Origin of the sequence: Palleronia rufa (assembly GCF_000743715.1) — a bacterium.
Taxonomy (GTDB): domain Bacteria; phylum Pseudomonadota; class Alphaproteobacteria; order Rhodobacterales; family Rhodobacteraceae; genus Palleronia; species Palleronia rufa.
Window position 1 is genome coordinate 61,608 of the sequence record NZ_JQEY01000015.1, and the last position, 12,333, is coordinate 73,940.

The following is a 12,333-nucleotide window of genomic DNA, read 5'->3' on the forward strand; positions in this document are numbered from 1 at the left end:
CAGCCCATCCGCAAAGGCGTGAGAAACGTGAGGTCGGCGTGTCGGATGGCGCCGCTGGGTCAGCCCGGTTGGCCCCGGGGAGAAATGCGGCCCGTCACCATTCAGCGACGCTTCCGTCGCGATGCCGCCAGACCGGATTGCGCCACGCATGGCCGGTTTCCGCGGCGCGTGCCACGGCGGTTTCGTCCACTTCGATGCCCAGCCCCGGGGCGGTGGGAATGGCAACCATGCCATCGCCGTAGTCGAACACCGACGCATCCACCAGATAGTCGAGGATGTCCGCAGCGGCATTGTAGTGGATCCCCAGGCTCTGCTCCTGGATGAAGGCATTGTGGGCCACGGCATCGACCTGCAGCGACGCGGCAAGGGCGATGGGGCCCAGCGGACAATGCGGAGCCAGTGCGACGTCGTAGGCTTCGGCCATCGCGGCGATCTTGCGGCATTCGGTGATGCCGCCTGCGTGGGACAGGTCGGGCTGCACGATATCCACCGCGCGGCCTTCCAGAACGGGCCGGAAATCCCAGCGGGAATACAGCCGTTCGCCCAGCGCGATGGGAGTGGCAAGCCCGGCGGTCAGGGCGGGCAGGGCGTCGATCTGGTCGGGCAGAACGGGTTCCTCGACGAACAACAGGCGCAACGGATCAAGCTCACGCAGAAGCACCCGCGCCATGGGCCGCTGCACCCGGCCGTGGAAATCCACGGCAAGTCCCACGTCCGGCCCGACCGCCTCGCGCATGGCGGCGATCCCGGCGACCGCCCGGTCGATGGCCGCGTGGCTGTCGACGATCTGCATCTCGGCCGTGGCGTTCATCTTCAGCGCGGTGAAGCCAAGCGCCACGTTTTCGCGTGCCTGATCGAGCGCGTCCTGCGGCCGGTCGCCACCGACCCAGGAATAGACCCGGATCCTGTCTCGGCAGGGGCCGCCCAGAAGCTGATGGACAGGCAGCCCCGCCGCCTTGCCCTTGATGTCCCAGAGCGCCTGGTCGATGCCCGCGATCGCGCTCATCAGCACCGGCCCGCCGCGATAGAAACCGCCGCGATACATCACCTGCCAGTGATCCTCGATCCGGGACGGATCGGTGCCGATCAGGTAGTCGGACAGTTCCGCGACCGCCGCGCGCACGGTGGCCGCGCGGCCTTCGACCACCGGTTCACCCCAGCCGGTGATGCCGTCGTCGGTCTCGATCTTCAGAAACAGCCAGCGGGGCGGCACCTGATAGGTGGTCATGCGCGTGATTTTCATCGGCGTTGGACCTTCCCTTGGGCAAGGATGTTATCGTCTGGGGGCTTGATGTCGGATCCATATGTGATCAGGCAATGATCAGAGGTCAAAATCTATCTGGGAGGAGTACCATGACATATCTGAAAGCCGGACTGCTGGGCGCGCTCGCGCTTGCGGGGACGACCGCGCTGGCGCAGGAGCAGACGTTGAAGTTCCAGTCGTCGGATCCATCGGGGAACCCGAACTTCGAGTTGCAGCAGCAATGGGCGGATTCCGTCAGCGAGAAAACCGATGGTGAGATCACCATCGATCTGCTGCCCGTCGATTCCATCGTCGCCCATAACGAGACGCAGGATGCCATTGCCGCCGGAATTCTGGACGGCCACGTGACCGACACATCGTATTTCGCGGGCAAGGATGCCGCCTTCGGCCTGATCGCCAACCCGGTGGGCGCCTGGTCCGACCCCGAAGAGATGTTCACCTTCATGGAAGAGGGGGGAGGCAAGGAGTTGATGAACGAATTGCTCAATCCCTACGGTCTGCAGTTCATCGGCGCGACGACCCCGGGACTGGAAGCCTTCGTCTCGGACGTGCCGCTGGACGGCGTGGACGATCTGCAGGGCCTCAAGATGCGCGCGCCGGAGGGGCTGGTGCAGCAGGTCTTTGCCGCCGCCGGAGCCTCGCCGGTCAACCTGCCGGGATCCGAGGTGTTCACCTCGCTCGACAAGGGCGTGATCGACGCGGCCGATTACTCGGTCTTCTCGACCAACCAGGCGCAGGGCCTGCATGATGTGGCCGAACATCCGGTCTATCCCGGCTTCCACTCGATGCCGCTGGTCGAGATCTCCATGAACAAGGCCAAGTGGGACGCGCTCAGCGATGAGAACAAGGCAGCGCTGACCGAGTCGGTGCAGGAGTTCAGCCGCAACCAGGTGGCCGCGCTGAAAAAGGCGGACGAGGCCGCCGTGGAGGAGGCGAAGAGCAACCCCGACATCACGGTGCACGACTGGTCGGACGAGGAGCGGGCCAAGTTCCGCGAGATCGCCACCGGCGAATGGGAGAAGGTCGCCGCGAAGTCGGAGAACGCGCAGAAGGTCTATGACACGCTGACCGCCTATCTCCAGGAGGCCGGTCTGCTGGGCAACTGACCGCATCCGTCGGGCCCCGGCACGCCCGGGGCCCGGCACGGGCAAAGCCGCGTCGAGGTGAGGTATGGCCGGAATCGATGACCCCGAGGCGGGGAGAAAGCACGAAACCATCCCGGAAGAGCAGGGCATGGCAGAGGGTCCGCCGCATGCGGAGGCGGGTCCGGTACGCGCCGCGGGATTGTTGGGGCGGGTGATCGACCGGGGCGGCTATCTGTTCGCCGCGGGCATCTTCCTTGCCATGCTGATCCTGATCCAGGAAGTGGTGCTGCGCTACGTGTTCAATTCGCCGACGATCTGGGCGCATGAGACGACCGTGTTCCTCAGCGGTATCGCTTTTGTCTACGGCGGTCTGTTCTGCGCCGCGCGGGACGAGCATATCCGCGTGGTGCTGATCTACGACGCGGTCCCGCCGGCGATCAGGCGGGTGTTCGACATCGTCATCTCGATCGTCTGCGCGCTGGCCTCGGCCTTTTTCGCCTATGCCGCCTGGCTGATGGTAGAGCGCGCGGCGTTCCGGCCGGACGGGTCGATCCGGCTGGAAAGCTCCGGTTCGGCCTGGGATCCGGTCTATCCGGGGCTGCTGAAGATCTTTCTGATGCTGGTGATGGGAGTCCTTACACTGCAGTTCCTGGTGCTTGCCTGGAACCACGCCCGCGGGCGCCGCTGATGGAGCTTTTCGGATCGCTCCAGGGGATGCCGATCGAGACGGCGACGCTGTGGATGTTCGGGATGTTGCTGGTGCTGCTGGTCACCGGCATCCCGCTGGCCTTCGTCACGCTGCTTGTCGCGCTGATCTTCGCACTCGGGTTCTTCGGACCCATGGCGGTGCCGTTGATCACCAGCCGGGTCTATTCCTTCGTCTCGTCCTTCGTGTTCGTCAGCGTGCCGATGTTCGTGCTGATGGCGGCGATCCTGGACCGGTCAGGGATCGCGCGCGACCTGTTCGACGCGATGCGCCTGGTGGGCGGGCGGCTGAAAGGGGGCGTCGGTATCCAGACCATCGTGGTGGCGGTGATCCTGGCGGCGATGTCCGGGATCATCGGCGGTGAAATCGTGCTTCTGGGGCTGATCGCCCTGCCGCAGATGCTGCGCCTGGGGTACGACCGGGATCTTGCCATCGGCGTGGTCTGCGCGGGCGGGGCTTTGGGGACCATGGTGCCGCCGTCCATCGTGCTGATCATCTACGGTCTTTCGGCCAATGTCTCGATCGGGGACCTGTTCTTGTCCGCGTTCATCCCGGGTCTGATGCTGGCCAGCTTCTACGCGATCTACGTGGTCGCGCGCGGTTATCTGACGCCGGGCGCCGCTCCGGCGATCGAGGGTCCGCCGATGCCCAACGCGGACAAGATCCGGCTCATGAAGGGTCTGATCCTGCCGATCCTGGTGGTGATCGCCGTGATGGGGTCGATCTACGGCGGCATCGCCTCGGTCACCGAAGCGTCGGCGGTGGGGGTCATGGGCGTGCTGATCTCGACCCTCGTGCGGGGCGAGCTTACCTTCGATCTGGTAAGGGGCGCGTGCATGCGCACCTTGCAGACGGTGGGGATGATCGTCTGGATCGGCATCGGCGCGTCGGCGTTGGTGGGGGTCTTCAACCTCATGGGCGGCATCGATTTCGTGACCGCGCTGATCACCGGCATATCCGACAACCGGACCGTCGTTCTTCTGTTCATGATGGCGATCCTGTTCGTTCTGGGGATGTTTCTGGACTGGGTCGGGATCGCGCTGCTGACCATGCCGATCTTCGTGCCCATCGTGCGCGAACTGGGCTATGATCCGGTCTGGTTCGGCGTGGTGTTCGCCATGAACATGCAGGTCAGTTTCCTGTCGCCGCCTTTCGGACCGGCGGCGTTCTACCTCAAGTCCGTGGCCCCGCCCGACATCAGCCTTGGGATCATCTTCCGCGCGCTGCTGCCCTTCATCGCCATGCAGGTCCTGGCGCTGGCGATATTGATCATCTTTCCCGGTCTTGCGGGAGGGTAGCGTCTTTCGGCCGTCCCGCTTTGCGACCGGACGCAGACAGCAGGGGTTCCGCGCCGTCCCGGCGCGACGTTCTTCGGGATCGGAGGTTTCCTGCGCCATCCCGGGACCCATCGGAACGGGTGTTTCGACGCCGCATGGGTACCGGTAGCCGGGGGGGGCGCAACGGCCCGAGCGGGTCAGGGCCGAAGCCGCGGACTGCACCAGTTGAAATCCTGCATCGTGGAGTCGCCGTCTTCGATCAGGCCGAACCTGCGGGGCGCCTGGACCTCCACGGTATCGCGGAAGGTCCGTTCGCTCCCGTCGTAGGTGGCGGTGCAGGTCTGCTCGATGACGTAGCGGGTGCCGTCCGGCGCTACGTCGACGATCCTGCAACTCCGGCTCTGCGCGCCGAAAAGGCCGATCCCGTCATAGACGCGCCACGATGCGTTGGCGGGATCTTCGCAATCGTCGCCGGCAGCGACCCAGAACCCGGTCGGGATGGGCAAGGCGCCGGCATATTCCCCAAGCGGGTCTTCGGGGTGGGGCGCGTTTGCGGAACCGCCGGGATCAGGGGCGCAGCGGACCAGATCGACCGTCTGGACGTCCTTCCATATCAGGTTCAGCCGATCCGGCCCGTCGCGCTGTGTCAGGCGGAAATATGTACGTTCGAGCGTACCCGGTTCGGCGATGCCTTCCCGTTGCAGAAAGTCCGCCGCGACGAAAGTGACCGGGCCGGACCGGTCGACCTCTCTCACGATCGCGTCGCCCCCATAGGTGTCGATCCTGTCGGCGGCGATGTCGACCTGGGTCATCGACGTTCCGGGCGCCTTGCACGCCTCGGACGACACGTCCCAGTGTCCGCGCACCCCGGGCGGAAGGGATTGCCCGACGGCGGGAGCGGCAAGACAAAGCGCCGCGGCGCTCGAAAGAAAGACGGAAGGGACATTCATGCCGCGCAGTGTTCCTTGCCGCGGGCCGTCGCGCAAATCACAAACCGTCGTCCAGCCGCGTCGAGTATGCCGCCTAGACGGAACGGCAGTTTCCCGCCGAATTGCAGGTCCTGCGGCGCGCTGGAACGATGTCGTCCGTCGCGCCCTGGGGCGCCCGAGACCGGGGCGGAACAAGGGCGCGGACCGAACGAACCCTCCGGCGGGGCGGTACGGGGCCTTGCGGTCGGACGATGCGCGCGTAAGTGACAGACAAAGGGTGGTGCGATGGCGAAGAACACGAGCGGGCGCGGTCAGCGCGATCTTACGGTCAAGGTCAAGACCGCCAGGGGGCGAAAGCTGAGCTCGACCCGGTGGCTGCAGCGGCAGTTGAACGACCCCTATGTGAAGCGGGCCCGGGACGAGGGATTCCGCGGGCGGGCGGCGTTCAAGATCCTGGAGCTGGACGAGAAGTACCGGTTCCTCGTTCCCGGCGCGCGGGTGGTCGATCTGGGCTGTGCGCCGGGGGGATGGTGTCAGGTGGCGGTGTCGCGGGTCAACGCCTTGGGAGAGCGGTCCGGCAAGGCCCGCGGCCATGTGCTCGGGGTCGACCTGCAGGAGGTCGAGCCGATCGCGGGCGCCGAGATCCACCAGCTCGACTTCATGGCGGACGGGGCCGACGAACAAGTGAAGTCCTGGCTTGACGGTCCTGCGGATGTGGTCATGTCGGACATGGCGGCGTCATCTTCCGGGCACAAGGCGACGGATCACCTTCGAATCGTGGCACTGTGCGAGGCGGCGGCCCATCTGGCCTTCGACGTTCTGCAGCCGGGCGGAACATTCGTGGCCAAGGTGCTTCAGGGCGGGGCAGAGGACAGCCTCCAGGCCGAATTGAAGCGGCGGTTCAAATCCGTGGCCAACGTCAAACCGCCGGCCAGCCGGTCGGATTCTTCGGAAAAGTTCGTCGTGGCACAGGGGTTCCGCGGCTGACGCCGGGCCGTATTGCACGCTGCATGGTGCGTGAACCGGACGCTGCGGGTCTCCGGACCGAAGCGATCGCCTTGCGGCCGCCGGTTCCGCGCATGTCCTCACCGTGCGAGGATGAGATCAGCCCGCAGGCCACCCAGCGCGTCGGACTTGTCGAGCCGCAGCGCCCCGCCGTGCTGTCGCGCCACGTCGAGCGCAATGGCCAGCCCCAGCCCGACGCCCGCGCCGAAGTTCTGGTTGCGTGCGGAATCGAGCTGCGTAAAGGCGCGCATGGCCTCCCCGCGCCGGTCTTCGGGTATGCCCGGGCCGTCGTCTTCTATGGAGAAGACCAGCGCGCGAGGCGTCGCGGCAAGCGATATGCGGACTTGGGTGCCATGGCGCGCGGCGTTCCCGACAAGGTTTTCCAGCGCGCGGGACAGGGCCAGGGGGCGGATCAGGCTGGCGGCGCCGAGCTGGACGGGGCCAAGCTCGACCAACGTGCCGGCGCGGCGGGCCTTCTCGGCCACATCCTGCAATATTGCGGCCGGATCGGTCTTGACCGGATCGTCCAGTGCGCCGTCGCGCGAAAACTCCAGAAAGGCGTCGAGCATACGGCGCATTTCCTCGACATCGGCGCGCAGGGGCGCGGATTCCGGGTCGTCGATCATCTCCAGCCCCAGCTTGAGACGCGTCAGAGGCGTCCGCAGGTCGTGGCTGATTCCGGAGAGCATGGTCGTGCGCTGTTCGATCTGCCTTTCGATCCGGCCGCGCATGTCGAGAAAGGCGGCGCCTGCGATACGGACCTCGGTGGCGCCGCTGGGGCTGTAGGGAACAGAGCGGCCGCGTCCGAAGGCGGTGGCGGCCTCGGCAAGCCGCGCGATGGGCCGGAGCTGGTTCTTGAGAAAGAGGTAGGACACCAGTGTCATCAGCAGCGCGGTGGAGAGCATGATCACCGGAAGCTGATGCGGGTTCTCGACCGACACCCGGTCGCGGTCGAGATCCAGTCCGAGCGGACCCGCGGGGGTCGCAATGGTCATGTCCACGCGGCCGTCGTCGGTGGACAGGTCGATTCCCTGCACCGCCGGCAGGTCGTCGGTCAGGGTCTGGATCACCAGCCGCCCGGAAAGATCGTAGAAGCGCCGCGCCATGCCCCGGACCGGGTCGGGGTCCGGAAGGGTCGCGTTCAGTTGCAGCGCATCCGCCAGGGGCAGGATCGCGTCGCGCGCGGCCTTCGGGGAGGGGGCGGCTTCGATCACGGTCAGGATCTGGGCGATCTCTAGGGTGACGGCGGTGGTGAGCTGTGCGGTCACCCCCTCGAACAGGCGCTGGACGAAAGCCACGGACAGCACGATCTGCAGAGCCACGACCGGCAGCAGCAGGATCAGCGTCGCCCGCAGATAGAGTGAGCGAGGTGCGTAGCGCTTGAGCCAGCCGAATGTCATGGTGCCAATGTAGGCCGCGTAGCGCGAAGGAGAAAGCCATGACCAGGCCCGAGCCGGTTGAGCCGGGGGTGCTGCGCGTGCTGGCCCCGAACCCGTCGCCCATGACCGCGGAGGGAACGAACACCTACCTCCTGGGAACGTCCGAGGTGACGGTGATCGATCCCGGTCCGGCGGATGCGGCGCATCTGCGGGCGATCCTGGCGGCCTGCGCGGGCCGACCCGTTGCACGGATCCTGGTGACCCATGCGCATCTGGACCACTCGCCACTGGCCGGGCCGCTGTCGCGAGAGACAGGAGCGCCCGTTCTGGCCTACGGCGATGCGGGGGCGGGACGGTCGCCGGTGATGCAGGGACTGGGCCGGATCGGCGGTGGAGAGGGGGTCGATGCGGGGTTCGTGCCGGATGAGATGCTGAAGGACGGTGCGATGATCGACACTGCGGACGGCCCGATCCGCGCGCTGTGGACGCCGGGGCATTTCGGCAATCACATGGCGTTTCTGTGGCGGGACATGGGCTTCGTCGGGGATCTGGTGATGGGATGGGCCTCGTCGCTGGTGTCGCCGCCGGACGGCGATCTGACGCAGTTCATGGCGTCCTGCCGAAGGCTGAGGTCGGAGCCGCTGCGGGTGCTCCATTCCGGCCACGGCGCTCCCGTCGGCGACCCTGCGGCGCGCATCGACTGGCTGATCGCACACCGCGAAAGCCGCGAGGCAGAAATCCTGCACTGCCTCGGCCAGAAGGCCGGCGACGCCGCCGACCTCGCACGCCGCATCTACGTGGATACACCGGCCGCGCTCCTGCCGGCAGCCAGCCGCAATGTACTGGCGCATCTCATTGATCTTGAAACGAGAAATCTGGTCCAAGTCTCGCGACCAATTGGCATCGAAAGCACCTTCCACCGGGCGTGATTTCCGATCCGAACCGCCTTGAAGGCAGGAAGGAGCCTTGCTATACGCCTCGTCAGTGGTCCGGCGTAGCTCAGCGGTAGAGCAGTTGACTGTTAATCAATTGGTCGTAGGTTCGATCCCTACCGCCGGAGCCAAAAAAATCCATACAGAACAAGGCGTTGCGACCCCGATCGGTCCGACGCCTTTCTCGTCCAGGCCCGGTGGCCCCATCGGGGCCAAACGCGGCCAATCCTCCGGGTCCGGGGGCGTCTGTCGCCGTATGACCTCCTCCGTGGGCCACGGCCAGGTTTACGAGTCACGTTAACCTGACGTATAGAACAATCATAGAACAAAGGAATCGTGCTGACACGGGCGCCCGCCCGGTCTACACAAGGAAATGAGGCGAGCGCGGGAGGAAGTGCTATATGTTGACGTCGGTGGAGCTATGCGCAGGCGCGGGCGGTCAGGCGCTCGGACTTGAACAGGCGGGCTACGAGCACGAGGCCCTGGTCGAGGTGGACGCCCACTGCTGCAACACCCTACGTCACAACCGCCCGCAATGGTCCGTCGAAGAGGACGACCTCAAGCTATTCAAGGACAGGGCCGCGAAGCTCAAGGGAGCCGACCTCGTGGCGGGTGGCCTTCCGTGCCCACCCTTCTCCGTGGCCGGGAAGCAGCTCGGGGCGTTGGACGAACGCAACCTCTTCCCCGATGCCCTCGACGTCATCGACGCGGTTCGACCGAAGGCTGTGATGATCGAGAACGTCCGCGGCTTCCTCGACGCCGTCTTCCACGACTACCGGGAGGGTCTCAAGCGCCAGCTCAAAGCACTCGGCTACGAGACGGACTGGCGCCTCCTGAACGCCTCGCACTTCGGCGTCCCGCAGCTCCGCCCCCGCGTCGTGATCGTCGCGGTGCGGCGCGAGGTCTCGGACCGGTTCGAGTGGCCGGAGGAGCGGCACCAGAACCCGCCAACGGTCGGCCAGACGCTCCACGACATGATGGCCGCCCGGGGGTGGCGCGGCGTCGACGCCTGGAGCCACCGGGCGGACGAGATTGCGCCCACCATCGTCGGCGGGTCCAAGAAGCACGGCGGCCCAGACCTGGGGCCGACCCGTGCCCGGCGCGCCTGGGAGACCCTCGGCGTGAACGGCAAGACCATCGCGGAGGAGGCCCCGGACCCGGACTTCGTCGGGATGCCTCGGCTAACGGTCCCAATGGTGGCGCGCATACAGGGCTTCCCCGACGATTGGCACTTCACCGGACGCAAGACGAACGCCTACCGCCAGGTCGGCAACGCCTTCCCACCGCCCGTGGCGCGCGCCGTCGCCGAGCAGGTCTCCGCAGCGCTCAAGTCGCGGCCGTTGCTCAAGGCCATCTAGACAACAGACGCACCGCCTGCGACAATCGCCGGGAGTGAAGCTCCCGGTGTAAGTCGTTGAAGAAGAAGATTCCCCCGAGCGTGGTCGTGCCAGGCCACCGAGACCATGTCCTGCTGTCCGACATAGCTACCGACCTCGAACGCCGTGCCACGTCTCGAAAGCGCCCGCAGGTGCCGGGGCCGCTCGTAGAGATACTCCCACCGCTCTACAGGGTCGAGATAGACGGCGTGATCCGGACGCCGCTGACCGGCCGGCGGAGCTACGCGCAGCTAGAGAAGGTCGAGCGGACATACATAGGCATGTTGGTCGAGATGATGCTACGGGCAGAGCTCGAACTCCCGCGCGGGCAGAAGCTAGACACGCGGCTCTGCGGCCACGAGGTCGACATCAAGCACACGATGGGCTCGGGCTGGATGATACCCGGCGAGGCAGTCGGGCACCCGCTCATATTGAGCGCGGCAGACGAGAAGACCTCGCTATGCTATCTCGGCTTGGTCGTCGCGCGGCCCGAATATCTCCGCGGCGGCCAGAACCAGGACAAGAAGACGAGCCTTCGCGCGGACGCCTGGGAGAACATCCTGTGGCTATACCAGTCTCAACCATACCCGCCGAACTTCTGGCGGGGCATGACCGACGCGCAGGCGGACCTCATCATGGCTGGCAAGTCTGGGAACGAGCGGATGAAGCGACTGTTCCGAGCGGTTCAGGGCGTGCCGATAACGCGGGCTACCATCGAAGACGTCGCTAAGCAGAAGGACCCAACCCGGCGCATCAGGGCCGACGGCCCCAACGGCACGCGCAACACCCTGCTGCGCGAGGGCATCCTCGTTCTGACGAAAGAGTTTGACCGGCCTTTAATGCAGGCCCTAGGCCTGCCGGTCGGCGACGTCGTGGCTTACACGCCGAAGGACGCCGCCGAGAGGCAGACAGCGCGGGGCCACGGTCACGCGCTGCCTTAGTCCGCAGATCATTCACTGGGGCGGGAACTCTTCGCTTTCGACCCAGGTGTGGACGGCTTTGAAGAAGAAGAGCCTGCAACCCGCCTCTTCATAGACCTCGGTGCGCTCTATCTTCATCTCTTCCAGTTCGTAGCGTAGCCGCTGCGTCACTTCTAAGACTACGCGACGTCGCTCAGCGAAGCTAACGTCCTTCATGCAACTCGCCTCACGCGCGAGCTTTGGCAGCGGCATCTCACACACCTTCGCACCCAAATCCGTCTTGGTGAGGACGTGCAACTCGAACGCTGCCACAGTAAGGCGAAACGTCGCGAACTCGCGGACCGCTTCAAGGGCGTCACTCGCGCCATTCTCGTAGACCTCCGCCATTTCTAGGATGATGCTTCCTACGTCTTGGGGGCCGACCCTGAGGAGGTTGTCGGAGTTGAAGGCCCCGTCGGCTGCCTCGTGCCAGAACTGGTTCAGTTGCGGCGCCCATTCCTCAGGTAGAGGATAGCCTTCGAAGGCCATGAAGTCCGAGAGGCTCCTCGCTGCGGTCGGCTTCGGGTCTTGGCCTTCGTCGGCTTCCAAGCCCTTGGCTATCAGGTCGAGCCTGACTGCGCGGTATTGGCGAGCGAGACATATGGCTGCCGCGAGCGGCAAGACCTCGCTCTCGGACCTGGACCTGTCGCGATTTCGTGCCGCCCCAAGTGCTCGTTTAAGCCACTTTTCTTTCGAATGCGACGGGGCTTTTCCAGCCCAGTGCTGAGTGGCGGCGACGCGGATTGTAGAAGCCATTGATGTATTCAAAGATCGCCACTTCAGCTTGCCGCCGCGTTTCCCATGACCTGCGCCAGATCAGCTCGGCCTTGATCGTCTTGAAGAAGGTTTCGACAGCGGCGTTGTCATAGCAATTGCCCTTGCCGCTCATCGACACCTTGAAGCCATGCTGGCGCAAAAGCTTCTGATAGTCGTGTGAACAATATTGCGACCCGCGATCCGTATGATGGATGCAGCCTTTGGGCGGCGCCCGAAAAGCTATGGCCATGTTCAACGCCCGGATCGCCAAGTCGCGTTTCATCCGGTTGCTCACGGCCCAGCCGATCACACGCCGTGAATGCAGATCGAGGATTACGGCCAGATACAACCAGCCTTCGCGGGTCCAGACATAGCTGTCAGATCCCGCTTGATTGTATGGCCGCTTTTTGAAGAGCCTTGGCTTTTGGCGATGCCAGTCCTTGAGGGCGTCGATAGGCGTTCTGCCCTTCAGGACGGATTGCGGGAGCTGGCCGTTGTAGAGGCGGACATAGCGCAGGATCGTCTGCTCAAGGTCCTCGCCTGATCGGAAGCGATGACTCTGCAGGACGTCCTCGATCCGCCCGTTGAAGCGCTCCACCATGCCGTTGGTTTGCGGCCGCATCGGTGGTGCGAGGCGATGCTCGATCCCGAGGTCGGCACAGAGG

General features: G+C 65.3%; 12 protein-coding genes and 1 tRNA gene. 8 read left to right on the plus strand and 5 right to left on the minus strand.

Features of this window, described 5'->3' with window-relative positions:
• Positions 1-94: 94 nt before the first annotated feature.
• Positions 95-1,243, minus strand: a complete 1,149-nt coding sequence (gene dgoD, locus KW83_RS15860; RefSeq protein ID WP_036180895.1) for a galactonate dehydratase — start codon at positions 1,241-1,243, stop codon at positions 95-97.
• 110 nt (positions 1,244-1,353) lie between these two features.
• On the opposite strand from dgoD, the gene KW83_RS15865 reads away from it, so the two are divergent.
• The 3 genes from KW83_RS15865 to KW83_RS15875 all read left to right on the plus strand — a co-directional run bounded on the left by KW83_RS15865 (position 1,354) and on the right by KW83_RS15875 (position 4,353).
• Positions 1,354-2,370, plus strand: coding sequence for a TRAP transporter substrate-binding protein (locus KW83_RS15865; RefSeq protein ID WP_036180896.1), 1,017 nt, complete (start codon positions 1,354-1,356; stop codon positions 2,368-2,370).
• A 127-nt stretch (positions 2,371-2,497) separates the two neighbouring features.
• Complete coding sequence (locus KW83_RS15870; protein WP_036180947.1) at positions 2,498-3,037, plus strand: TRAP transporter small permease subunit; 540 nt, start codon at positions 2,498-2,500, stop codon at positions 3,035-3,037.
• A complete protein-coding gene (locus tag KW83_RS15875) occupies positions 3,037-4,353 on the plus strand; it encodes a TRAP transporter large permease (RefSeq protein WP_036180897.1) in 1,317 nt (438 codons plus the stop codon). Before KW83_RS15870 ends, KW83_RS15875 begins: the two co-directional genes overlap by 1 nt.
• A 176-nt stretch (positions 4,354-4,529) precedes the next feature.
• Here the strand turns inward: KW83_RS15875 and KW83_RS15880 are convergent, their stop codons facing one another.
• Positions 4,530-5,144, minus strand: a complete 615-nt coding sequence (locus KW83_RS15880) for a hypothetical protein (protein ID WP_152563621.1) — start codon at positions 5,142-5,144, stop codon at positions 4,530-4,532.
• 402 nt (positions 5,145-5,546) lie between these two features.
• Here KW83_RS15880 and KW83_RS15885 point away from each other — a divergent pair, with 402 nt between their 5' ends.
• The gene (locus KW83_RS15885; RefSeq protein WP_036180903.1) at positions 5,547-6,248 is read left to right on the plus strand and encodes an RlmE family RNA methyltransferase; all 702 of its coding nucleotides are present in this window, start codon (positions 5,547-5,549) and stop codon (positions 6,246-6,248) included.
• A 98-nt stretch (positions 6,249-6,346) separates the two neighbouring features.
• On the opposite strand, the gene KW83_RS15890 is transcribed toward KW83_RS15885, so the two are convergent.
• Positions 6,347-7,666 carry an ATP-binding protein gene (locus KW83_RS15890; protein WP_036180906.1) on the minus strand — a complete coding sequence of 440 codons (1,320 nt, stop codon included), beginning with the start codon at positions 7,664-7,666 and terminating at the stop codon, positions 6,347-6,349.
• Between the two features lie 38 nt (positions 7,667-7,704).
• On the opposite strand from KW83_RS15890, the gene KW83_RS15895 reads away from it, so the two are divergent.
• The 4 genes from KW83_RS15895 (at position 7,705) to KW83_RS15910 (ending at position 10,894) form a co-directional block, all read left to right on the plus strand.
• Positions 7,705-8,574 (plus strand): MBL fold metallo-hydrolase, encoded by an 870-nt coding sequence (locus tag KW83_RS15895; RefSeq protein ID WP_036180908.1) that lies wholly within the window; start codon positions 7,705-7,707, stop codon positions 8,572-8,574.
• 59 nt (positions 8,575-8,633) lie between these two features.
• A tRNA-Asn gene (locus KW83_RS15900) sits at positions 8,634-8,708 on the plus strand.
• A gap of 270 nt (positions 8,709-8,978) precedes the next feature.
• Positions 8,979-9,935 carry a DNA cytosine methyltransferase gene (locus tag KW83_RS15905; RefSeq protein ID WP_036180910.1) on the plus strand — a complete coding sequence of 319 codons (957 nt, stop codon included), beginning with the start codon at positions 8,979-8,981 and terminating at the stop codon, positions 9,933-9,935.
• A 56-nt stretch (positions 9,936-9,991) separates the two neighbouring features.
• Positions 9,992-10,894 (plus strand): NaeI family type II restriction endonuclease, encoded by a 903-nt coding sequence (locus tag KW83_RS15910; protein WP_036180911.1) that lies wholly within the window; start codon positions 9,992-9,994, stop codon positions 10,892-10,894.
• 12 nt (positions 10,895-10,906) lie between these two features.
• Here the strand turns inward: KW83_RS15910 and KW83_RS15915 are convergent, their stop codons facing one another.
• Together KW83_RS15915 and KW83_RS21585 are read right to left on the minus strand one after the other, a co-directional pair.
• Positions 10,907-11,533, minus strand: coding sequence for a hypothetical protein (locus tag KW83_RS15915; protein WP_036180913.1), 627 nt, complete (start codon positions 11,531-11,533; stop codon positions 10,907-10,909).
• A gap of 55 nt (positions 11,534-11,588) precedes the next feature.
• Positions 11,589-12,333 (minus strand): IS3 family transposase (locus KW83_RS21585; RefSeq protein ID WP_235191443.1); only part of this gene is annotated, 745 nt, incomplete at its 5' end.

Excerpts from the sequence above, each read along its gene's own strand:
- dgoD (WP_036180895.1), bottom strand. The coding sequence starts at position 1,243 with ATGAAAATCACGCGCATGACCACCTATCAGGTGCCGCCCCGCTGGCTG.
- KW83_RS15865 (WP_036180896.1), top strand. The coding sequence starts at position 1,354 with ATGACATATCTGAAAGCCGGACTGCTGGGCGCGCTCGCGCTTGCGGGG.
- KW83_RS15870 (WP_036180947.1), top strand. The coding sequence starts at position 2,498 with ATGGCAGAGGGTCCGCCGCATGCGGAGGCGGGTCCGGTACGCGCCGCG.
- KW83_RS15875 (WP_036180897.1), top strand. The coding sequence starts at position 3,037 with ATGGAGCTTTTCGGATCGCTCCAGGGGATGCCGATCGAGACGGCGACG.
- KW83_RS15880 (WP_152563621.1), bottom strand. The coding sequence starts at position 5,144 with ATGACCCAGGTCGACATCGCCGCCGACAGGATCGACACCTATGGGGGC.
- KW83_RS15885 (WP_036180903.1), top strand. The coding sequence starts at position 5,547 with ATGGCGAAGAACACGAGCGGGCGCGGTCAGCGCGATCTTACGGTCAAG.
- KW83_RS15890 (WP_036180906.1), bottom strand. The coding sequence starts at position 7,666 with ATGACATTCGGCTGGCTCAAGCGCTACGCACCTCGCTCACTCTATCTG.
- KW83_RS15895 (WP_036180908.1), top strand. The coding sequence starts at position 7,705 with ATGACCAGGCCCGAGCCGGTTGAGCCGGGGGTGCTGCGCGTGCTGGCC.
- KW83_RS15905 (WP_036180910.1), top strand. The coding sequence starts at position 8,979 with ATGTTGACGTCGGTGGAGCTATGCGCAGGCGCGGGCGGTCAGGCGCTC.